This window comes from Streptomyces sp. MspMP-M5, from assembly GCF_000373585.1.
Taxonomy (GTDB): Bacteria; Actinomycetota; Actinomycetes; order Streptomycetales; family Streptomycetaceae; genus Streptomyces.
In genome coordinates, this window is record NZ_KB891886.1 from 46853 (window position 1) to 68783 (window position 21931).

The 21931-nt window shown below is 76.5% G+C and carries 15 protein-coding genes and 1 pseudogene; 15 read left to right on the top strand and 1 reads right to left on the bottom strand.

The genetic code is table 11. The annotated features are described in order from the left end of the window. Window positions 1–20: 20 nt before the first annotated feature. On the bottom strand, window positions 21–557 hold the full coding sequence (locus tag B073_RS0115025; protein ID WP_018538909.1) for an HNH endonuclease: 537 nt from the start codon (window positions 555–557) through the stop codon (window positions 21–23). A gap of 290 nt (window positions 558–847) precedes the next feature. Between B073_RS0115025 and B073_RS0115030 the strand changes: the two genes are divergently transcribed. From B073_RS0115030 to B073_RS0115105, 15 genes and pseudogenes are all read left to right on the top strand, one after another. Further along, a complete protein-coding gene (locus tag B073_RS0115030) occupies window positions 848–1936 on the top strand; it encodes a mechanosensitive ion channel family protein (RefSeq protein ID WP_018538910.1) in 1089 nt (362 codons plus the stop codon). A 149-nt stretch (window positions 1937–2085) separates the two neighbouring features. Next, a complete protein-coding gene (locus B073_RS0115035) occupies window positions 2086–2424 on the top strand; it encodes a hypothetical protein (RefSeq protein ID WP_026247386.1) in 339 nt (112 codons plus the stop codon). A 340-nt stretch (window positions 2425–2764) separates the two neighbouring features. Next, entirely contained in the window at window positions 2765–3949 is a 1185-nt protein-coding gene (locus B073_RS0115040) for an ROK family transcriptional regulator (RefSeq protein WP_234025082.1), read from the top strand. A 190-nt stretch (window positions 3950–4139) separates the two neighbouring features. Further along, a pseudogene (locus B073_RS47820) lies at window positions 4140–4385 on the top strand (carbohydrate ABC transporter permease); the annotation flags it as partial. Between the two features lie 61 nt (window positions 4386–4446). After that, window positions 4447–5796, top strand: a complete 1350-nt coding sequence (locus B073_RS0115050; protein ID WP_018538914.1) for a 6-phospho-beta-glucosidase — start codon at window positions 4447–4449, stop codon at window positions 5794–5796. Beyond that, a complete protein-coding gene (locus tag B073_RS0115055) occupies window positions 5787–6779 on the top strand; it encodes an N-acetylglucosamine kinase (RefSeq protein ID WP_018538915.1) in 993 nt (330 codons plus the stop codon). The genes B073_RS0115050 and B073_RS0115055 overlap by 10 nt, the downstream gene beginning before the upstream one ends. Before the next feature lie 392 nt (window positions 6780–7171). After that, window positions 7172–8626, top strand: coding sequence for a hypothetical protein (locus B073_RS0115060; RefSeq protein ID WP_018538916.1), 1455 nt, complete (start codon window positions 7172–7174; stop codon window positions 8624–8626). Window positions 8627–8640: 14 nt separating this feature from the next. Next, a complete protein-coding gene (locus tag B073_RS0115065; RefSeq protein WP_018538917.1) occupies window positions 8641–9648 on the top strand; it encodes a glutamate ABC transporter substrate-binding protein in 1008 nt (335 codons plus the stop codon). Window positions 9649–9799: 151 nt separating this feature from the next. Then, window positions 9800–11095 (top strand): hypothetical protein, encoded by a 1296-nt coding sequence (locus B073_RS0115070; RefSeq protein ID WP_026247390.1) that lies wholly within the window; start codon window positions 9800–9802, stop codon window positions 11093–11095. Then, complete coding sequence (locus B073_RS0115080) at window positions 11092–13620, top strand: serine/threonine-protein kinase (RefSeq protein ID WP_078508023.1); 2529 nt, start codon at window positions 11092–11094, stop codon at window positions 13618–13620. The genes B073_RS0115070 and B073_RS0115080 overlap by 4 nt, the downstream gene beginning before the upstream one ends. A 1-nt stretch (window position 13621) precedes the next feature. Beyond that, window positions 13622–15001, top strand: a complete 1380-nt coding sequence (locus B073_RS0115085) for a PP2C family protein-serine/threonine phosphatase (protein ID WP_018538920.1) — start codon at window positions 13622–13624, stop codon at window positions 14999–15001. Between the two features lie 97 nt (window positions 15002–15098). Beyond that, window positions 15099–15941 (top strand): hypothetical protein, encoded by an 843-nt coding sequence (locus B073_RS0115090; protein ID WP_018538921.1) that lies wholly within the window; start codon window positions 15099–15101, stop codon window positions 15939–15941. A gap of 548 nt (window positions 15942–16489) precedes the next feature. After that, window positions 16490–17668: an FHA domain-containing protein gene (locus B073_RS43980; RefSeq protein WP_324608794.1), complete on the top strand. Its 1179-nt coding sequence runs from the start codon at window positions 16490–16492 to the stop codon at window positions 17666–17668. A gap of 132 nt (window positions 17669–17800) precedes the next feature. Continuing rightward, window positions 17801–18205: a globin gene (locus B073_RS0115100; RefSeq protein WP_018538923.1), complete on the top strand. Its 405-nt coding sequence runs from the start codon at window positions 17801–17803 to the stop codon at window positions 18203–18205. Window positions 18206–18474: 269 nt separating this feature from the next. Next, a complete protein-coding gene (locus tag B073_RS0115105; RefSeq protein WP_018538924.1) occupies window positions 18475–21930 on the top strand; it encodes an ABC transporter permease in 3456 nt (1151 codons plus the stop codon). Window position 21931: the final 1 nt, after the last annotated feature.

Sequence of the window (21931 nt, forward strand, 5' to 3'; positions counted from 1 at the left end):
TATGACGCAAAAACCCGGATCTACGCCGATACGGCATCGATCCGGGCCAACGCGTCGTCCGCGCCGTACGGCTGCAAGTAGGGCAGCCAGCGCGGGTCCCTATGCCCCGTGCCGATGATGCGCCAGGCCAGCCCGGACGGCGGGGCGGGCTGATGGCGCAGCCGCCAGCCGATCTCGGCGACATGGCGGTCGGCCTTGACGTGGTTGCAGCGCCGGCACGCGGCGACGACGTTCTCCCAGGTGTGCTGGCCGCCGCGGCTGCGCGGGATGACGTGGTCGACGCTGGTTGCGACGCCACCGCAGTACATACAACGCCCGCCGTCCCGGGCGAACAGCGCCCGTCGGGTCAGCGGGACAGGGCCTCGAAAGGGCACTCTCACAAACCGCTTCAAGCGAACCACGCTCGGAGCCGGTACGACACGGGTCGCGCTGTGCATCAGGGCGCCGGATTCCTCAAGGCTGACGGCCTTCTCATTGAGGACGAGGATGAGCGCGCGGCGGAGCGGTACGACGCCGAGCGGCTCGTACGACGCGTTGAGGACCAGGACATGCGGCACGGGTGCCTCCTTGTACGCCGGCGGCGCGTGGCTCGCGCCGGGACGATCTCCCCACAGTGTCCCCCGGTGCCTGGTCGGAGCGCCACCATGACCAGGTAACGGGCCGGAGGTGTTTTCGACCACAGGGCCGCAGATCCCGCCAGATCCGACCCATTCCACCCTTCCCGGCAGCCCCATGATCGAACACAGGGGCGGGCCGCCCGCGTTGCCCCGTTAGTGTGGTAGATCTGCCCGGCTTTCTCGGGTCCCAGAGCGGGCCGGGCCTGCTGTCCCTCACGGAAGGTTCCGCTGTGTACTGGTCCGCCCCGTCGGCCGCCGCTGCGCCCCTGCGCACCGCCGCGTCCGGCTCCACCGGTCCTACCTCCCTCGACGAGGCCACCCAGAAGGCCACCAACGCCGCCGACTGGATACAGGCGAACTGGGGGACGTGGCTCACGTCCGGCCTGCAGATCATCCTGATCATCGTGATCGCGGTGGTCCTGCGGCATGTGATACGCCGCACCATCACCAAGCTGATCGAGCGGATGAACCGCACCGCCGCCGCGGCCCAGCACACCGCGCTGGGCGGGCTGCTGGTCAACGCCGAGCGGCGGCGGCAGCGGTCGGAGGCGATCGGCTCGGTGCTGCGCAGCGTCGCCTCGTTCGTGATCATGGGCACCGCCGCGCTGACCGTGCTCTCGGTGCTCCAGATCAACCTGGCGCCGCTGCTGGCCAGCGCCGGTGTGGCCGGTGTCGCGATCGGTTTCGGCGCCCGCAACCTCGTCACCGACTTCCTCTCCGGCGTCTTCATGATCCTGGAGGACCAGTACGGCGTCGGCGACGAGATCGACGCGGGCGTGGCCACCGGCACGGTCATCGAGGTCGGCCTGCGGGTCACCAAGCTGCGCGGCGCCAACGGCGCGATCTGGTACATCCGCAACGGCGAGGTCAAGCGGATCGGCAACCTCAGCCAGGGCTGGTCCACCGCGAGCGTGGACGTACTGGTCTCCGCGGACCAGGACCTGGAGCGGGCCCGCACGGTGATCACCGACGCCGGCGAGGCGATGTCCAAGGCCGAGCCGTGGAACGAGCAGCTGTGGGAGCCGGTGCAGGTGCTGGGCCTGAGCGAGGTGTCGCTGGACACCGTCACGGTCAGCGTGTCGGCCAAGACCATGCCGGGCAAGGCGGCCGGCGTCGAGCGGGAGCTGCGCTGGCGCATCAAGCACGCGCTGGACGCGGCGGGCATACACCTCGCGCCGCGCCCGGTCGAGGAGGAGGACGAGGCGGCGCCGGCCGACCCTTCCGCGGGGATCGCCGCACCCTCGGTGCTCGGCAACCCGTCGTCGGCGCAGTCCCAGGCGACGACGCCGATCCCGCCGCCGCAGCTGGACAAGCAGTAGCCCTGCGCCCCGCGGGCGGGGCCACGGAGACGGACGACGAGGCGCATGTGACCCAGATCACATGCGCCTCTGTCATACGGGACGCGGCCCCGCTTCGTGTCCGGGGTGTCGGCACCAACGACACCAAGGACGGAGAAGGAGACTTCACCATGAAGATCCGCAATCGCGTGGCCACGGGGGCCGTCGCTTCGGTTCTGATGCTCGGCAGCGCGGCGGTCCTGACCGCCGCGGCCCCCGCGTCCGCCGCGGCGCGGCCGCAGATCAAGAACGACCTCAACTGCACCACGACCACCGACGGACGCCGCGGCACCGCGGACTGCACCAACAACACCAACCGCACCATCGCCTTCCGGGCGACCGTGGTCTGCGGCTGGTGGCCCGACCAGACCGGCCCGTGGCGGACCCTCAACCCGGGCGCCCGGGACCACTCCGAGGCCACCTGCGACGGCGGCACCGGCGTCGGCAGCGTCGGCTGGGAAGAGGGCTGAGGCCCGGCGTAGCACGGGACGGGGGATCGAAGAACCAAAAAGAACACGGGGACTACGGGGGACCACGGGGGACCACGGGGGACCACGGGGGACCACTGAGGGGCGCACCGGCCGACCGCCGGGCGCCCCTCTTTGCCTGCCCGGCCACACCCGACCCGCCCCCGGCGGACGAAACCTCCGTCCGGGCCATTGACGCGCAACTGGCCGCCGCCCTACCGTCCTTCCCATAATTGGAAGGTTTCCTAACAGATGCCTTCCGGTCGACTGCCGATCGGCTTCGGGCCGGCTTCGGGCCGGCTTCCGGTCGGCCTCCGCACGGAACACGGGGTGGGCAGCAGCCATGGCAGCAGGACAGGGAACGCCGGGCACACCGAGGGTGCTGCGGGCGATGAACGACCGCGCCGCACTCGACCTGCTGGTCTCCCAGGGCCCCCTGACACGTACGCAGATCGGCGAACTGACGGGGCTGTCCAAGCCGACCGCCTCCCAGCTGCTCGCCCGGCTCACCGCGGCCGGACTCGTCCGGACCACCGGCAACGTCACCGGCCGCCCGGGGCCCAACGCCCAGCTGTACGAGGTGAACCCGGCCGCCGCACACGTCGCCGCGCTGGCCGTGGACCAACTGGGCATCACCGCGGCCGTCGCCGACATCACCGGCCGGGTGCTCGGCGAGGAACGCCTCGGCGCCGAGGCGGCCCACGAAGGCACCACCGCCCAGACCGCCCGGCTGGTGGCGCAGGCCGTCGACGGGGCGCTCGCCAAGGCCGGGCTGGCGCGGGGAGCGCTGCACCGCGCGGTGATCGGCACCCCCGGCGCCCTGGACCCGCAGACCGGCCTGCTGCGGTACGCCCCCCACCTGCCGGGGTGGCAGTCGCGGACGCTGAAGGACGAACTGGCCGAGGCCCTCGGCGTCCCGCTCGTCATCGAGAACGACGTGAACCTGGCTGCCGTGGCCGAGCAACACGACGGCGCCGCCCAGGACTTCGACGACTTCGTGCTGGTGTGGGTCGACGAGGGCGTGGGCGCCGCGATCGTACTGGACGGGCGGCTGCTGCGCGGGGCCACCGGCGGCGCGGGCGAGATCGGCTACATGCCGCTGCCCGGCGCCCCGCTGGCCCGGGACGGCGACCGCAGCGCCGCCCGGCCGGACGCGGGCGGCGGCTTCCAGCGGCTGGTCGGCGCGCCCAGCGTGCTCGCCCTCGCCCGGGCGTCCGGCGCCCCCGAGGTCCGCACCGTCGCCGAGGCACTGGCCCGGGACGACGTACGGACCGAGGTCGCGCGGCGGCTGGCGACCGGTCTGGCCGCGGTGGTCGCGGTGGTCGACCCCCGGCTGGTGGTGCTCTCCGGCGAGGTGCCGCAGGCCGGCGGGGAGGAGCTGCGGGCCCTGGTCGAGGCCGAGTTCAGCGGGCTCGCGCTGCCCCGCCCGGAGATCCGCCTCAGCGACCTCGCGGGCAACCCCATCCTCACCGGAGCGCTGCGCACGGCACTGGCCGAGACCCGCGACGTGGTCTTCGACACCGGGTGAGCCCGCCGGCCCCGGGCCCGTCCGGTGCGTCGGACGGGCCCGGCAGCCGCCGCGGCCGGGAGCCCGCCCGGGCGCCCCGGGAACCCCCGACGGAAGGAAGTCCGCATGCCGCTCGTGCCGTTCATGCCGCTCTCCCGCCCGGGGGCCCGACGGCCGCGGCCGCACGGCCGCCCGCGTCCCCGCGCCCACCACCCCCGGCTTCCTCGACTGGTGGCGGAACTCGCTGCTCTACGCGGGTCTGGGCACCTTCTTCACGGTCTGCTCGGCGATCCCGGTCGCCTATGCGCTGGCCCGCTTCCGCTTCCGCGGCCGGCGCACGGCGATGCTGGTCGTCGTCTCCACGATGATGCTGCCGCCCCAGGTCGTCGTCATCCCGATGTACCTGGTGTGGGCGCAGCAGCTGCATCTGACCGGCTCGGTCTGGCCGTTGATCATTTCGCACAGAGGGCCTTCGTCGAAGGCGTCACACTCACCGGAGTGAAGGGCTGAAACCGCTCATGCTGCCAACGTCCGGGGGCCGCCCCCCGCACTCCCCCGTCAAGATCGCCGTGGTCGGCGGCGGCTCGACCTACACCCCCGAACTCATCGACGGCTTCGCGCGGTTGCGGGACGCGCTGCCGGTCGGCGACCTCGTCCTGATCGACCCGGCCACCGAACGGCTGGAACTGATCGGCGGACTGGCCCGCCGGATCTTCGCCCGGCAGGGCCACCCGGGCCGGATCACCTGGACCGACGACCTCGACGCCGGCCTCGACGGCGCCGACGCCGTCCTGCTCCAGCTGCGGGTCGGCGGGCAGGCGGCCCGCAACCAGGACGAGACCTGGCCGCTGGAGTGCGGCTGCGTCGGCCAGGAGACCACCGGCGCGGGCGGCCTCGCCAAGGCACTGCGCACCGTCCCGGTCGTCCTGGACATCGCCGAACGGGTCCGCCGCCGCTGCCCGGACGCCTGGATCGTGGACTTCACCAACCCGGTGGGCATCGTCACCCGGGCCCTGCTCACCCACGGGCACAAGGCCGTCGGGCTGTGCAACGTGGCCATCGGCTTCCAGCGGAAGTTCGCCGGGCTGCTCGGCGTGGCCCCCGAACGCGTCGAGCTGGAGCACATCGGCCTCAACCACCTCACCTGGGAGCGGGCCGTCCGCGTCGACGGCGCGGACGTCCTGCCCCGGCTCCTCGCCGAGCACGGCGACGCCCTCGCCGCCGACATCCGCATGCCCCGCGCGCTCCTCGACCACCTGGGCGTCGTCCCCTCCTACTACCTGCGCTACTACTACCAGCACGACGCGGTGGTGGCGGAGCTGCGCACCAAGCCCTCCCGCGCCGCCGAGGTCGCCGCCCTCGAACGCGAACTCCTCGACCTCTACGCCGACCCGGCCCTGGCCGAGAAACCCGCCCTCCTCTCCCGCCGCGGCGGCGCCTTCTACTCCGAGGCAGCAGTCGCCTTGACGTCGTCTTTGCTGGGGGGCGGAAGCGGGGCGGCGGGGGCCGGGGCCGGGGGGCATCCGGTCGGCGACGTGCGGCCGGTCGGTGACGTGCAGATCGTCAACACCCTCAACAACGGGACGCTGCCGTTCCTGCCGGACGATGCGGTGATCGAGGTGCCGGCGGCGGTCGGCTCCCGGGGGGCCTCCCCCCTCCCCCTCCGCCCCCTCGCCCCCCTCTTCGCCGGGCTCGTCGCCCATGTCACGGCCTACGAGCACCTGGCTCTGGACGCGGCCCTCAAAGGCGGCCGCGACCGGGTCTTCTCCGCACTCCTCGCACACCCCCTCATCGGCCAGATCGACCACGCGGACCGGCTCGCCGACGCGTTGATCGCACACAACCGGGAGCACCTCACGTGGGCCTGACCGGCACGGCGCTCGCCGTCGACGCGGGCAACAGCAAGACCGACGTGGTGCTGGTCGCCACCGACGGCAGGGTCCTCGGCCGGGCCCGCGGCGGCGGCTTCCAGCCGCATGTGGTCGGGGCCGCCCGCGCCGTGGACGTACTCGCCCCCCTGATCGCCGAGGCCCGGCGCCGGGCCGGACTGCCCGCCGACGGCCCGGTCGCCCAGCTCTCCGCCTTCCTCGCCAACGCCGACCTCCCCGCCGAAGTGACCCGCCTGACCGCCGAGATCGCCGCCCGCGGCTGGGCGGACCGCATCACCGTCCGCAACGACACCTTCGCGCTGCTCCGCACCGGACTTCCGGACGGCGCGGAGCAGTTGGGCGTCGCCGTGGTCTGCGGCGCCGGCATCAACTGCGTCGGCGTCGGCCGCGGCGGGGCCACCGCCCGTTTCCCGGCCGTCGGCCGGATCTCCGGCGACTGGGGCGGCGGTTTCTTCCTCGCCGACGAGGCCCTGTGGCACGCCGCCCGAGCCGAGGACGGCCGCGGCACACCGAGCGAACTCGCCCGCGCGCTACCGGCCCACTTCGGCCTGACGACCATGGCGGAACTGATCGAGGCCCTGCACCTGCACCGGATCCCGGTCGACCGCCGGCACGAACTCTCCCCCCTGCTCTTCGCCGTTGCGGCGGACGGCGACGCCGTCGCCCGCTCCCTCGTGGCCCGTCAGGCGGAGGAGATCGCCCTGATGGCCTCCGTCGCCCTCCAGCGCCTCGACCTCCTCACCGAACCGACCCCGGTCATCCTCGGCGGCGGCATCCTCGCCGCCCGGCACCCCCTTCTCCAGGACCACGTCACCGAACTCCTCGCCGCCCAGGCGCCGAAGGCCGTTCCGCACCTCGTCACCACGCCCCCGGTCCTCGGCGCCGCCCTGGACGCCCTGGACCGGGCCACCCCCAGACCACCCCGACGCGCCTACGCACGCCTGCGGGGTGAATGGACCTAGACGCAGACGTAGATGCAGATGCAGATGCAGATGTCCGTCTCCGCCCGGACGGCGCGACACGTGGCCCGCTGGTGCTCGGCGCCCGCGCGCTCAGCCGGCGGCGGAGCGTCCGGTCCCGGTCGCCTGGTGCCCGGCGACTCCCCGTAGGAGTAATGCGGGGAACCGGGGGCGGCGGGCGGGCGTGATGAGGGGTGGTGGGGGGGCGACGGGAGGCCGCGGGAGGACCGCGGGGTGTTCGGCGTTCCGAACAAGATCGGGTCAAGTCCGGTGTGCCGGCCGGGGGACACGGACATACTGACGGCCGTGCGCCTCGTGCCCGCGGGCGCCGGGCGCAGGGCCGGCCCGCAGTCAGCGACCCAGGGGGTGGTTCGTCGGTGTCGTCGGTGTCGTCAATGTCCTCGGTCTCCTCGGCGTCCGCTGTGCCGTCTGCCGCGTCGGTGCCCCCCGGGGCGCCCCGCGGCCCCGGCGAGCCGTCCGCCGCGCGCCGGCGCACCGCGTGGGCCGAGGGCGTGGACCGGCTGCGGGCGGCCGCGACGACCGAGCCGGGGCGGCTGCGCGCCCTCGGGGCGGTGCTGGCGCTGCTGGTCGTGGTGTTCGGGGCGGCCACCGCCTGGCAGGTGACGGACCGGTCGCGGGCCGCCGCCGACGTGGTGCTGCGCAGTCAGCCGCTGACCGCGGACGCGGCGAGCATCTACCGCTCGCTGGCGGACGCCGACACCACGGCCGCCGGCGGGTTCCTGGCGGGCGGCACGGAGTCCCCGGCGACCCGGACGCGCTACGAGCAGGACCTGGCGACCGCGTCGCGGCTGCTGGTGAAGGCGGCGGCGCAGGCGCGGGTGCCGGGCCCGGAGCACGGGGCGGCGGATCCGGCCGGGGCGCAGATCGCCCGGCTGAACACCCTGTTGCCGCGGTACACCGGGCTGATCGAGACGGCCCGCACCAACAACCGGCAGGGGCTGCCCCTGGGCGGCGCCTATCTGCGGTACGCCAACGAGCGGATGCGGACGGAACTCCTCCCGGCGGCCCGGGCGTTGTACGACGCGGAGCGGCAGCGGCTCGCGGCCGACCTGCGGCGGGCCACCGCGCGGCCGTGGTGGGCGCTGGCCGCGGCGGTGCCGGCGCTGGCCGCCCTGGTGTGGGCGCAGCGCCGCGACCACCGCCGCACCAACCGGGTGTTCAACCGCGGTCTGCTGGCGGCGACGGCGGCCTCGGTGGCGGTGCTGCTGTGGCTGGTGGCGGCGCATGTCGTGGCGCGGGCCGGGCTGACCGACGCATATGCGCACGGCGCCCGGTCGCTGCAGGTGCTCAACACCGCCCGGATCGACGCCTTGCGGGCGCGGGCGGACGAGAATCTGACGCTGGTGGCGCGCGGCGCGGTGCTGACCGCCGACCAGAAGGACTTCTACGAGGTCGACTTCCAGGCGAAGATGGGGCGGCTGGCGGGCCCGGCGGACGGTCCGGGCCCGGTGGGCGGCGCGGGGGAGCTGGGGCGGGCGCTGGTGCTGGCGTGCGACGAGACGGGGCGGCGGCCGGTGCGGGGCGCGGTGGCGGCCCTGGGGCAGTGGCGGGTCCGGCACGCCGCGGCGCGGGCGGCGGACGACCGGGGCGACTACCACCGGGCGCTGGCGCAGGTGATCGGCGGGGAGGGGTCGACGGGCGCGTCGTTCGACCGGGTCGACACCGGGCTGGGGCGGGCGCTCGTCCATGAGCAGGCGCGGTTCCGGTCGGCGGCGGAGCGCGGGCGGGCGGCGTTCGGCCTGCTGGCCGCGGGCGCCGGGGTGTTGGCCGTCGTGGCCGCGGGCGCGGCGGTGCTGGGGATCGGGCGCAGGCTGTCGGAGTACCGGTGAGGAGGTCAGGGGAGATGGGGAAGCGCGGGCGGGGGCTGCGGAATCTGCGGGCCGTCCTGGCGCCGGTCGTGGCGGGCATGGCCGTGATGGCGGCGACCGCGACGGTGCTGGTGCCCGCGCTGGGCCATGGGGCGCACCCGGGGCCCCCGGGCCCGGTGGCGACGCACCGCGCGTACGGGCCGGGGACTCCGCACGCGACGCCGGCCGCGGCGCGGTGCACGCCGGGCACCGCGGCGCAGAGCCTGCGGCCCTCGCCCGACGACGGTCCGGCGGTGGAGCGGATCAAGCAGAAGGGCCAACTGGTCGTCGGGGTGGACCAGAACACCTACCGGTGGGGGTACCGCGACCGGGACACCGGGCGGCTGGAGGGCTTCGACATCGACCTGGCGCGGGCGATCGCCCGGGACATCCTGGGGCCGGACGCCAAGGTCGTCTTCCAGGCGGTGCCGACGAACCAGCGGATTCCGGCGGTGCGGCAGCGCACGGTGGACATGGTGGTGCGGACGATGACGATCAACTGTGCGCGCAAGGAGCAGGTGGCGTTCTCCACGGCGTACTTCCAGGCGGGGCAGCAGGTGCTGGCGCCGAAGGAGTCGCCGATCACGGCGTTCGACGACTCGCTGCGCGGCCGGCGGGTGTGCACCGCGGCGGGTTCGACGGGCGAGGCGGAGCTGGCGCGGCGCGATCACGGCGCGCGGGTGCTGACCGCGCCCAACCAGCTGGACTGCCTGGTGCGGCTCCAGTTGGGCGAGGCGGACGCGGTGGTCACCGACAGTGCGCTGGCGGCGGCGCAGGCGGCGCAGGACCCGACGGTGGAGCTGAAGGGGCGGCCGTTCACCGACGAGTCGTACGGGGTGGCGATGAACAAGGACGACCCGGATCTGGTGCGCCGGGTCAACAAGGTCCTGGACGACTACCGCGGCGGCGGGGACGGCAGCCCCTGGATGCGGGCGTACCGGAAGTGGTTGCAGGCCGATCTGCCCGGCATATCGGGGCCGCCCGCGCCGGAGTACGGCGACTGAGGGCGGCGGGTCCGCGGGCGGGTGCGCCACGGGGCGCCGGATGGGTCCACTATGGAGGGGCTGGAGCGGGGACGAGGGAGCCGAAAGACCCGGCGGGCGACGCCGGGCGCACCAACCGCCGTGCAGGGTACGCGTATTGGAGAGGTGATCGATGGGGGTCCCTGGACCCTTCCCCGGCTCGGCGGGAAGGCCCGATGCCCCGGCTGTGGACCGGGAGGAGGTGGACCGCGCGCTGGCGCGGCTCGGCGCGGAGTACGAGGCGATCGAGACGTCGCTGCTGGCGTTGCAGGACCACGCCGGCCGCCGGCTTCTGGAGGGCGCCGAGCTGTCGGGCGTCAGCAAGGAGCGGTGGGCCGAGACGGAGCGGTCCCTCGGGGTGCTGTGGTCGCTGTTCGACGCCTATACGGAAGTGCTGGCGGCCGCCCGGGAGTTGCGGGCGCGGCGCCGCTGGCCGTCCGCCGAGGAGCTGGCGGAGCTGTCCGAGCTGCTGCACGGCGCCGAGGTGACGGTCCCGGCCGCGGCGGGCGGCGCCGGGGAGCGGATCGGGCTGGCGGAGCTGGTGGACCGGCTGAACGGGCTGTACGCGCGGTCGCTGGACGTCATCGTGGCGGCGGACGCGGTGTGGTCGGCGCTGCCGGCCCGGATAGACCTGCTGGCCGAGGAGTTGCGGCGGACGCGCTCGCTGGCGCATTCGGTGGGGGTGCGTCCGGGGGAGCATCCGGCCGGTGACGATCTGGAGCGGATCACCGAGGAGCTGACGCGGCTGCGGGCCCTGGTGATCGCCGATCCGCTGGCGTTCTGGGTGCCGTCGGGGGCGGGCAGCGCGGCGCCGGGCGGGGGCCGGCCGGACACCGCCCGCTACGACCGGGCGGCGCGGGCGCTGGAGGACATCCGGCGCGAGGTGGCGGCGGTGCTGGACGTGCGGCAGGACGCGGAGCGGCGGCTGATGCTGCTGCGCGACGTGCTGTCGCGGGCGGACCGGACGCTGACCGAGGCGCGGCAGGCGCGGGGCGAGGTGCTGGCGAAGATCGCCGCGTCGGAGGTGCCGGCGGTCAGCGGCCCGTCGACGGTGCTGCACGAGCAGTTGGCGGCGGCCGCGGAGTACCGCCGCCGGTCGCAGTGGCACCGCTTGTCGCCGCTGCTGGACAGCCTGGAGGAGCGGGCGGAGGACGAACTCCGGCGGGCCCGGGAGTCGTTGACGGCGGTGACCGCGCCGCTGGCGGTCCGGGCCGAGCTGCGCGGGCGGCTGGACGCGTACCGGGCGCGGGTGGCGCGGCACGGCCTGGCGGCCGATCCGATGCTGATGGAGCGCTATGACGTGGCGCGCCGGATGCTGTGGAGCGCGCCGTGCGATCTGCGGGCGGCGGAGCAGGCGGTGTGGCGCTATCAGGAGGCGGCGGCGGAGGCGATGGTTCCGGAGCCGCGGGACGGCAGGGCGGAGCCGTGACGGAGCGGGACGGGGGCCGGTGCCAGCGCCGGGAGTGCACCGGGCGCTACGAGGACGTCGGCGACGGGGAGTTGTACTGCGAGGTGTGCGGGCTGGCGCCGGTGGTGTCGGCCGAGGGGCTGCTGTCGGCGACCGTGACGGTGCTGACGCAGCGGGTGGACGCGGGCGGTGCGACGGTCGCGGCGCCGCCGCCGTCCGGTGCCCGCAAGCTGCGGACGGCCGGGACGCACGTCCCGGGGCAGCGGGCGGGCGGCGGGTCCGGGAGCGGTCCGGGCGGCCGGACGCCGCCGGTGGTGCGCGGCAGCGGCCGGGGAGCCGGCGGCCCGGCCTCGGGGCCCGGGGGTGGTTCCGGTGCGTCGCGGGGGCGGCTGGGTGCCGGGCTGGTGACGGTGCCGCAGGTGCCGGTGCGCGATCCGCGGTCGGCGGTGCTGGCGCATCCGGAGGTGCCGGAGCGGAAGCGGTTCTGCAGCCGGGGCGAGTGCGGGGCGCCGGTGGGGCGGGGCCGGGACGGCCGGCCGGGCCCGGCGGAGGGCTTCTGCACCAAGTGCGGCCATCCGTACAGCTTCGTACCGAAGTTGCGGGCCGGGGAGCTGGTGCACGGCCAGTACGAGGTCGCGGGGTGCCTGGCGCACGGCGGGCTGGGCTGGATCTATCTGGCGCGGGACCGGGCGGTCGACGACCGGTGGGTGGTGCTCAAGGGCCTGCTGGACACCGGCGACGAGGAGGCGCTGGCGGCGGCGGTGTCCGAGCGGCGGTTCCTCGCCGCGATCGAGCACCCCAACATCGTGCGGATCTACAACTTCGTCGAGCACCTGGACGAGGCGACCGGCAGCCGGGACGGCTACATCGTCATGGAGTACGTCGACGGCACCTCGCTGAAGGACCTCGCCAACGAGCGGCGCACGCCCCAGGGGCGGCGCGATCCGATGCCGGTGGAGCAGGCGTGCGCGTACGGCATCGAGGCGCTGGAGGCGCTCGGCCATCTGCACGGCCGGCGGTTGCTGTACTGCGACTTCAAGGTCGACAACGCCCTCCAGCAGCACGACCGGCTCAAGCTGATCGACCTGGGCGCGGTACGGCGCATGGACGACCACGAGAGCCCCCTCTACGGCACGATCGGCTACCAGGCGCCCGAGGTCGGCGAGGTGGGCCCGTCGGTCGCCTCCGACCTCTACACCGTCGCCCGCACCCTCGCCGTCCTCACCTTCGACTTCCAGGGCTTCACCAACGTCTTCGCGGACTGCCTGCCGGATCCGGAGCACATCGAGGTGTTCCGCGCCTACGAGTCCTTCTACCGGCTGCTGGTGCGGGCCACCGATCCGGATCCGGGCCGGCGCTTCGGGTCGGCGGAGGAGATGGCCGAGCAGCTGACGGGGGTGCTGCGGGAGGTGGCGGCGCTCCGTACGGGCGAGCCGCGGCCGGCGCACTCCACCTTGTTCGGGCCCGAACTGCGGGTCGTGGGCACGGAGTTGCTGGGGCCGCCGGCCGGGGACAGTTCACTGCTGGGCGGGCGGCGCGCCGGGCGGGCGGCGGCACCGGGCCCGGTGCGGGCGGACGGCGGGCCGGAGCTGCGGCCCCTGGACGTGGCGGCGGCGGCGCTGGCGCTGCCGGTGCCGCGGGCGGACCCCGGCGACCCCAACGCCGGGTTCCTGGCCGGTCTGCACGCCGCGACGCCGGCGGAGCTGCTGGCCGCCCTGCGCGCGGCGCCCGCCGACTCGCCGGAGCTGCGGCTGCGGACCCTGCGCGCCCAACTGGAGCTGGGCGAGAGCGCGGCCGCCTTCGAGGGCGGCGGGGCGGTGGCGGACGCGGCCGCGGACGACTGGCGGGTGGTCTGGCACCGCGGGCTGGCGGCGCTGGCGACGGGCGACCGGGAGGGCGCCGCGCTGGCCTTCGACGCGGTCTACGACGCCTTCCCCGGCGAGCCGGCGCCGAAGCTGGCGCTGGGCATCAGCGCCGAACTCCTCGGCCAGTGGGAGAACGCCGCGGAGTACTACCGCCTCGTCTGGGCGACCGACCGCGGGTATGTGAGCGCCGCGTTCGGGCTGGCCCGGGTGCGGCTGGCGGCCGGCGACCGGGCGGGCGCGGTGGCGGCGCTGGAATCCGTACCGGAGGCGTCGATCCACCACACCGCGGCCCGGATCGCGGCGGTCCGGGCCCGGCTGCGGCAGCGCTCGCCCCGGGAGCCGCTGCTGCCGGATCTGCGGGCCGCCGCCCAACAGGTCGAGGCGCTGGCCGACTTCGGCCTGGACGACCGGCGGCGGGAGCTCCTGGTGACCGAAGTACTGGGCAGTGCCCTGGACTGGGTACTCTCCGGGAGCCACGGCGACGGGCCCGGGGCGCCGGGCGGCGGGGAGCCGGCCGGTGCGGCGGGGCCGACGCTGCTCGGCAGTCCGCTGGACGAGCGCGGGCTGCGGTTCGGGCTGGAGCGCTCGTACCGCCTGCTGGCGCGGCTCGCGCAGCGTGGCGAGGAAAGGATCGAGCTGGTGGAGCGGGCCAACCGCCTCCGCCCCCGGACATGGGTGTGACATGGGTGTGACTGGGCCGTCCCGCTGCCGGAACTGCGGTGAGCCGTTCGCCGCGCGGGACAACTACTGCGGGCGGTGCGGCGCCGATCCCCTGATGTCGGGCGGCCACGGCCTGCCCGCGGGACTCGGCGCGCCCCCGGCGGTGTACGGGGCGGGGCCGGCGGCGCAGCCGGGTCCGCCGCCGCCCGACCCCACGACCCGTCTCGCGTACGGGGACCACGGGGACGCGGCGGTGCCGTCGGCCGGTGCCGGCGGCCGGCCGGCCGACCCGCGGGTGGTCGGCTACGAGGCGGTGGCCGACGCCGCCGCGGGGGGCGGGGCGCGGCCCGAAGCGGACGCCCCGGCGGCCGCACCGGCCGGGGCCGCCGCCGGCTCGGAAGCGGAGCCCGCGGCGGGCACCCCGACGGACGCCGGGACGGCCGTCCCTCCGGGGCCGGCGGCGGACGCCGGGGAGCCGGGCGGAACGGTCTTCGACGCGCCCGCGGGGTCCGCCGCCGCCCCCGCCGCGACCGGAAGCGGAACCTCCCCGGACACCCCGGTGCGCCCCGAACGCGACCATCTGGAAGGAGAGTTGCCGGGCGTCGCCGCGGTCAGCGACGTCGGCCACCGGCACCACCGCAACGAGGACTTCTTCGCGCTGGCCGGCACCGCGCTGCCGGACGGCTCGCCGGCGGTGATCGCGGTGGTCTGCGACGGGGTCTCCTCGGCCACCCGCCCCGACGACGCCTCCCGGATCGCCGCCGAACGGGCCGCCGGGGCACTGCGGATGGCGCTGCCGCGCGGCGCCCACCCGCAGCAGGCCATGCACGACGCGGTACTGGCGGCCTCGACGGCGGTCGACGCGCTGGCCGCCGACCCGTCGCTGGCGCACGACGAGTTCCGCCAGCAGAACGCCCCGGCCTGCACCTTCGTCGGCGCCCTGGTCGGCGGGGGGCTGCTGACGATCGGCTGGGTCGGCGACAGCCGGGCGTACTGGATCCCCGACGACCGCACCGCGCCACCGGTCCGGCTCACCGAGGACGACTCCTGGGCGGCCCAGATGGTCGCCAACAACCTGATGACGGAGGCCGAGGCCAACGCCGACGAGCGGGCGCACGCCATCACCGGCTGGCTCGGCGCGGACGCCTACGAGGTCGAACCGCACATCGCGGCGTTCCGGCCGGACGGGCCGGGCACGGTGGTGGTGTGCACGGACGGGCTGTGGAACTACGCCGAGCGGGCCGAGGCGATGGCCGCGGTGCTGCCGCCGGACGCGCCGGCCCGGCCGCTGGACGCCGCGCGGGTACTGGTCGACCACGCCCTGGCCGGCGGCGGCCACGACAACGTAACGGTCGCGGTGGTGCGGTTCCCGGCACCCGCGCAGGGGGCAGGATCGGGCTGAGCCCGCAACCGCACCGCCGGACCCGGCCACCACTCGACGGGCCGTCCGACCCGCCGGTGGACCGGCCGGCGACGGCCGCAAGGAGCGGACGTAACCCATGGCCAACCTCGCCAAGTCGCGGGTGCCGCGCTTCACCGCCGAGGTGCACCACAACCCCTTCCTCCCCGAGGGCGGGCGCGGGCTGCACGCCGTCGTCACCGTCACCGCGACCGGGGGCGGTTCGACCGGCGGGCGGCCGGTGCCCGGGCCGCGGCCGGAGGGGAGCGTTCCGGCGGCCGGCGCCGCGGCCCCCGGCCCGGAGGCCGGCGTCGTACTGCGGGTGCGGACGCCGCTGGGCGCCGAGGTCGGGTTCCTGCGCCAAGTGGCGCCCACCGCCGAGGACCTGACCGGGCACCGAAGAGCGTCGGGGCCGCGCTCGGGCGACTACCCGACCGGCCCCTGGGGCGACGAGTCCCGCGACTACCACCTCTTCCTCCGCGTCCCGGACCCCGGACTCGGCCGGGAGATGCTGGCCGCCCGGCTCTCGGTGCTGCTGCCGGCGCCCGACGGGACCGCGCCCCGGGTCGTCGCGCAGGGTCTCGTCCGCGCCGTGTGGACGGACGATCCGGCCGCCGTCATACGGATCGACCCACACGTGGCGCACCACACAGGACGGTCCGAACTGGCCCAGGTCATCCAGCGGGGACTGGATGCGGCGAAGTGGGGAGATGCCGCCCGCGCGGTGTCCGAACTGCGGCGCGCGACGGGGCTCGCCGCCGGCCTGGGAAGCGGGGACACTGCGAAACTCCTTGCGAAGGTGGTGGGCGACGCCGAACCCGCGACCGGTACTGTGCGACAGGCGGCGAAGGCGGCCGAGGCCGGACGGGAGAGCTCCCGGACGGCGCCCGGCCCCCGCACGACGCCCGGAGAAACCGCAATGAACGAGCACGTTCAGAACTGATCAGTACCACCCGGAAGTAACGGTACGGAGGGGGAAGAACCGACATGCCGACCTGCCCGAGCGGCCACCAGTCGGTGGCCGAAGACTGGTGCGAGGTGTGCGGCCAGCGCATGGCGGGTGCCGTTCCCCCGCCGCCCTCCCTGCCGGCGGGATTCCTGAACACGCCGCCGCCCGCCGAGCCGAACGGCCCCACGGGCCCGCCCCCCGGCCAGCATGGTCCGCCGCCGCCCGGCCAGCACGGTCCGCCGCCCGGAGCGCCGGGTCCCGGCCCGGCCGGTCAGCCCGGTCCGCCGCCGCCCGGCNTGCCCGGTCCCGGCGGCCGGCCGCCGCAGGGCGGTTACGGCTTCCCGCCGCCCGCGGCCGGTCCCGGTGGTCCGGGCGGTCCCGGCGGTCCCGGTATGCCGGGTCCCGGTGCCCCCGGTATGCCGCCCGGTGCGCCCGCTCCCGCGCCCGGCCCCGGCGGTCAACCGCCGCAGGGCGGTTACGGCTTCCCGCCGCCGGCACCCGGCCCCGGTGGTCCGGGCGCCCCCGGCATGCCCGCCCCCGGCATGCCCGCACCCGCTCCCGGCACGCCCCCGCACGGCACTCCGCCGCACGGCGCGCCCGCCCCCGGGATGCCCGCACCCGGTGCCCCGGCTCCCGCGCCCGGTCCCGAGCAGTCCACGGAATTCTGCCCGCAGTGCCGCACGCCGCGCGAGGGCATGGCGCCGTTCTGCACGGAGTGCCAGTACAACTTCCTCACCAACTCGCCTGCGTCGTTCGCCCCGCCGCCCGGCGCCCCCGTGCCCGGCCCCGGAGGCCAGCCCCCGCAGGGCGGCTACGGCTTCCCCCCGCCGGCACCCGGCCCCGGCGGTCCCGGTGCGCCCCTGCCCGGCCCCGGCGGTCAACCGCCGCAGGGCGGTTACGGCTTCCCGCCGCCGCAGGCCCCGTTCGAACAGCCGGCGCCCTTCGAGCAGCAGGCACCGCAGCAGCCGGGCCCGCCGCCCGGGATGCCCGGCCCCGGCGGCCACCCGGGCCAGCCCGGCCCACCCCCCGGCATGCCCAGCCCCGGCCCGGCCGGCATGCCCGGTCCGCCGCCGCCCCCGCAGCAGGGCGGCGACGACTGGACGCTGAACCCGCCGCACCAGGCGCAGGCCGCCAACGCCGCCCCGCCGATGGCACCCCCGCAGCCCGGACCCGGCCCGCAGGCCCCGTTCGAGCAGCAGCAGCCGCCGGCCCCGTTCCCGCCGCAGCAGCCCCAGCAGGGGCCCGACGGCCAGTGGGGCGGCGGCCCCGGCCAGGCTCCGGCGGCGCCGCCGCAGGGCCCGCCGCCGGTGGTCGGCGACGGCTGGGTGGTCGCCATCGGGCCGGACCGCGAGTACTTCATGGCGATGATGAGCCGCAGCGGCCCGGAGGCCGCGGGGCTCAACCTCCCCTCGTACTCCCCCGAGCAGGTGCTGCCGCTCGCCGGCGGGCAGGTCTCGGTCGGCCGCCGCCGGAACAGCACCGGCGAGGCCCCGGACGTCGACCTGGGCCGGACCCCGGAGGACCCGGGCGTCTCGCACCAGCACGCCCTGCTCGTCCAGCAGCAGGACGGCAGCTGGGCCGTGGTGGACCAGAACTCCACCAACGGCACGACGGTCAACCTCGCCGAGGAGCCGATCCAGCCGTACGTGCCGGTGCCGCTCCACGAGGGCGACCGGGTGCACGTCGGCGCCTGGACGACCCTGACCGTCCGCCGCGGCTGACCGCCGCACGACACCTCGCCAACTCCGGGGCGTGATCGACCGATCGCGCCCCGGAGTCGCGTCCGCCGGCGGCCGTCCAGGGTCCGGCCGAAGTCCCGGATCCCAGGTCGCGACGTCTGCCACCATGGACGGGTGAACGACATTCCGCACGGCACTCTTCAGGAGCAGACCTTCTACGAGCAGGTCGGTGGCGAGGACACCTTCCGCCGTCTGGTGCGCCGCTTCTACGAGGGCGTCGCCGAGGACCCGCTGCTGCGGCCGATGTACCCGGAGGAGGATCTGGGGCCGGCCGAGGAGCGCCTCGCCCTCTTCCTCATGCAGTACTGGGGCGGCCCCCGCACCTACAGCGAGAACCGCGGCCACCCCCGGCTGCGGATGCGGCACGCCCCGTTCGCCGTCGACCGGGCCGCGCACGACGCCTGGCTGCGGCACATGCGGGACGCCGTGGACTCCCTCGGGCTGGCCGAGGACCACCGCACGCAGCTGTGGAACTACCTCACGTACGCCGCCGCGTCGATGGTCAACACCGCGGGCTGAACCGCGGACCGAGAGAACGGTCACACCGACCGGGATCCCCGCGTCCTGATCACGATCCGGTCAAGACCCCCCGCGAACCGCCCTCCCGGCACAGCGCACTCTGCAACGATCGACGCCGTCCGAGCACGCTTTCGGATACTTCGGATACCTCGCGTTCCCGGTTGCCGAACGCTTCTGGGTGCCGAACGGGTTCGGATGCCGAACGTTTCGGGTGCTGAGAGCCGCCGGCGCACCCCCGCCGGGGGCCCGAGCCGCTCCGGGGGGATGTCGTGTCCGGCTTCATCGTGCGGCGGGTGCGCGCGCACCGCGTGCTGCCGGCCGCCGCCCTACTCGCGGTGCTGCTGACCGCCACCGTCCTGGCCACCCTCTCGGCGTTCTCCGACGCGGTCGGCGACGCCGGCCTGCGGCAGGCCCTGCGCACGCGGTCAGCGGCCGCAGCGGCCCTCCAGATCAAGGCCCAACTCCCGGCCGCCGCACGGCAGTCGGCGGATCAGGCGGTGGCGCGGGGCGCCCGGCGGGCCTTCGACGGACTGCCGTTCACCGTCCGCACGCTGACCCGCTCCGGGCCGTACGCGCTGCCGCGCGGCCTCCGTCCGCCGGGCGCGGCCGGGCAGGGCGCGGGCGCGGCGGGCGACGGCGAGCCGGACCTCGCCCACCTCGCGGCCCTCGACCGCAGCCGGATCGTGCTCACCGCCGGACGCCGGCCCGGTGCGGCCGCGCACGGCCGGGTCCCGGTGGCGCTGCCGGAGGCGGCCGCCGACCGGCTCGGCCTGCGTCCCGGCCGCCGTCTCACCCTCGACAACCGGCTGTCCGGCCCCGCCCACCTCACCATCGAGGTCACCGGCGTCTACCACCCCAAGGACCGCACCGACCCGTACTGGAAGCTCGACGAACTCGGCGGCCGCGGGGTGCGCACCGTCGGCTTCACCACGTACGGGCCGCTGCTCGTCGACCCGGGGGCGTTCGGGGCCGGCGGGCCGCTGACCCAGGACTCGGTGGCCTGGCTGGCCACCGCGGACTTCCGGGCGCTGACCGCGGACCGGCTGCCCGCGCTGACCGCCGCCGCGCGCCCCGCCGCCCGGGCGCTGATGGCCGATCCGGCGTTCGGCGGCCGGGTGACCGCCGGCACCGAACTCCCCGACGTCCTGGTGAAGTTACAGCGGTCGCTGCTGGTGAACCGCTCCACGCTGCTGATCGTCGCGCTCCAGCTCCTGCTGCCGGCCGGGTACGCGCTGCTGCTGGTGGGGCGGATGCTGAGCGCCGAGCGGGCGGGTGAGCGGATCGTGCTGCGGGCCCGCGGCGCCTCCCGGCGGCGGCTGGCCGGAGTGGCCCTCGCCGAGGCGCTGCTGCTGGCGCTGCCCGCCGCGGTCGCCGCGCCGCTGCTGGCCGGGCCGCTGCTGCGGCTGCTGGCGGGCGGCGGCCCGGCCGGCGGCGGCGCACTGCCGCTGGACGCCGCCCGTATCGGCGCCACCTGGCCGACCGGTGCGCTGGTGGCGCTGGGCTGTGCCGTCGTGGTGGCCGCGCCGGCCGTGCTGCGGTCCGGCAGCACGGCCGGTGCGGACGGCCCGGCGGGGCGCGGGCGGACGCTGCCGGCCGCGGTCCGGGCCGGCGCCGACCTGGGGCTCCTGGTGGTCGCCGGGGTGGCGTACTGGCAGTTGTGGCGCCGGACCGGGGTCGCCGCCACTGGGGCCGCCGGGGTGCTGACCGAGGACGGCGGCGGCCAACTGGGCGTCGACCCGGTGCTGGTGGCCGCCCCGGCGCTGGCGCTGCTGGCCGGCACGGTGCTGACGCTGCGGCTGCTGCCGCCGGCCGCCCGGCTCGCCGAACGGGTCGCGGCCGGCGGCCGGGGGCTGGCCGCGGCGCTGGCCGGCTGGCAGATCAGCCGCCGCCCGCGCGGCCTGGGGCCGGTGCTGCTGCTGGTGCCGGCCACCGCGCTGGGCATGCTGGCGATCGGCCAGCGCGCCTCGTGGGACCGCTCGCAGGACGACCAGGCAGACTTCCGGGCGGCCGCCGCGGTACGCGTCACGGGCGGCCGGACACCGCAGTTGGGGCAGGGCGGCGGCTATGCGGCCGTCCCCGGGGTGACCACGGCGCTGCCGGTCGGGTACTCCGTCCTGGACCTGCCGGACGGCCACGCCTCGTCGCTGCTGGCCCTCGACACCCGCCGGGCCGCGGGTGCGCTGCGGCTCCGGGGCGACCTGGCGGGCGGCGCAGCCGACGGCGCGGCGGGCGTCCGGGCCACCGACGCCATGCTGCGGGCGGCGGCACCTCCGCCCGGTTCCCCGCCCAGCACCTCGCCCGATTCCCCCTCCGTCGCCTCCTCCGGCGTCCAACTCCCGGCGCGCACCGCCCGTTTGCGCCTCACCTTCACCCTGACGTCGCTACGGGCCCTGCCCGCGCCCCCGTCCCCACCGGGCGGCGGCACCCCCGCGGGCGCCGCCGAACCGGGCGCCGCCGGCCCGGTCCCCGCCACCGTCTCCGCCCTCCTCACCGACGCGTACGGCAGCCCGCACACGCTCCCGCTCGGCCAGTTCCCGGCCGACGGCCGTCCGCACACCGGAACCGCGGACCTGGCCGCCGCGGCCGGCGCCCCGGCGGGCCGGCCGGCCGACCCGCTGCGGCTGACCGGCCTCGTCCTCGACATGACCCAGCCGACGGTCCCGCACCGTCAACGGCTCACCGTGGACGCAGCGCAGGCGGACACCGCCGACGGCACCCCGCACCGTCTCACCGCGCCCCGCGGCCTGGCCTGGACGGCCCGGATCGGCGACCGGAGCGCCTCCGCCGACGCGCCCGCCGGGCCCCGGGCCGGCCGCTCCGAGGTGCCCGCCGGCGGCCTGCTGGCGCAGACCTACGACACCGGCGCCGCGCAGGACGCGTGGGGCGCCGCGGTCACCACGGTGCGGATCACCGCCGCGCACCCCGCGCGCCCGCCGCTGGCGGCCGTCGCCACCGACGCGTTCCTGCGCGCCGGCGGCTCCCGGGTCGGCGCGGTCGTCGACGTCACCGTCAACGGGCAGGCGCTGAGGGCCAGGATCGTCCGGGCGGTCCGCGCGCTGCCCGGCCCGGCGGACGAACCGCCCGGCTCCGGCGGGCTGTTGATGGACTTCGGCGCGGTCAACGAGGCCCTGTCCGACGTCGGCGCCACCCCGCTGGAGGCCGCCGAGTGGTGGCTGCGCACCCGACCCGGCGCCACCGCGTCGGTGGTGGCCGCGCTGCGGGCCCGCCCCGATCTCGACCCCGGCCAGGTGCTGGTGCGCGACGAGATCGCCCGGGAGCTGCGCGACGATCCGCTGGGCCGGGGCCCGCGGACCGCGCTGGTCGCCGCCGCGGCGGTCGCGGTGGCGCTGGCGGCGACCGGTTTCGCGGTCGGCGCGGCCGGCGCGGTCCGCGAACGGGCCCGGGAGTTCGCCGTCCTGCGGGCCCTGGGCGCGCGCCGCCCGCAGCTGGCCCGGATGATCGCCGCCGAGCAGGGCGTCCTGATCGTGCTGGCGCTGGCCGTCGGCACGGCGCTGGGGGCGGTGCTGACCCGGGCGGTGGTCCCGCTGGTGGTGCTGACGCAGGAGGCGGGCCGCCCGGTGCCACCGGTGCTGGTGGAGCTGCCGGCCGGCCAGGTCGCCGGGCTGGTGGCGGCGGTGGCGGCGGTCCCGCTGCTGGTCGTGGCGGCCGTCGGCCGGCGTCGCGGCGACCCGGTGCGGGCGCTGCGCACCCAGGGGGAGCACTGAG

Excerpts from the sequence above, each read along its gene's own strand:
- B073_RS0115035 (WP_026247386.1), top strand. The coding sequence starts at position 2,086 with ATGAAGATCCGCAATCGCGTGGCCACGGGGGCCGTCGCTTCGGTTCTG.
- B073_RS0115040 (WP_234025082.1), top strand. The coding sequence starts at position 2,765 with ATGGCAGCAGGACAGGGAACGCCGGGCACACCGAGGGTGCTGCGGGCG.
- B073_RS0115050 (WP_018538914.1), top strand. The coding sequence starts at position 4,447 with ATGCTGCCAACGTCCGGGGGCCGCCCCCCGCACTCCCCCGTCAAGATC.
- B073_RS0115060 (WP_018538916.1), top strand. The coding sequence starts at position 7,172 with ATGTCCTCGGTCTCCTCGGCGTCCGCTGTGCCGTCTGCCGCGTCGGTG.
- B073_RS0115065 (WP_018538917.1), top strand. The coding sequence starts at position 8,641 with ATGGGGAAGCGCGGGCGGGGGCTGCGGAATCTGCGGGCCGTCCTGGCG.
- B073_RS0115070 (WP_026247390.1), top strand. The coding sequence starts at position 9,800 with ATGGGGGTCCCTGGACCCTTCCCCGGCTCGGCGGGAAGGCCCGATGCC.
- B073_RS0115085 (WP_018538920.1), top strand. The coding sequence starts at position 13,622 with ATGGGTGTGACTGGGCCGTCCCGCTGCCGGAACTGCGGTGAGCCGTTC.
- B073_RS0115090 (WP_018538921.1), top strand. The coding sequence starts at position 15,099 with ATGGCCAACCTCGCCAAGTCGCGGGTGCCGCGCTTCACCGCCGAGGTG.
- B073_RS43980 (WP_324608794.1), top strand. The coding sequence starts at position 16,490 with ATGCCCGCACCCGCTCCCGGCACGCCCCCGCACGGCACTCCGCCGCAC.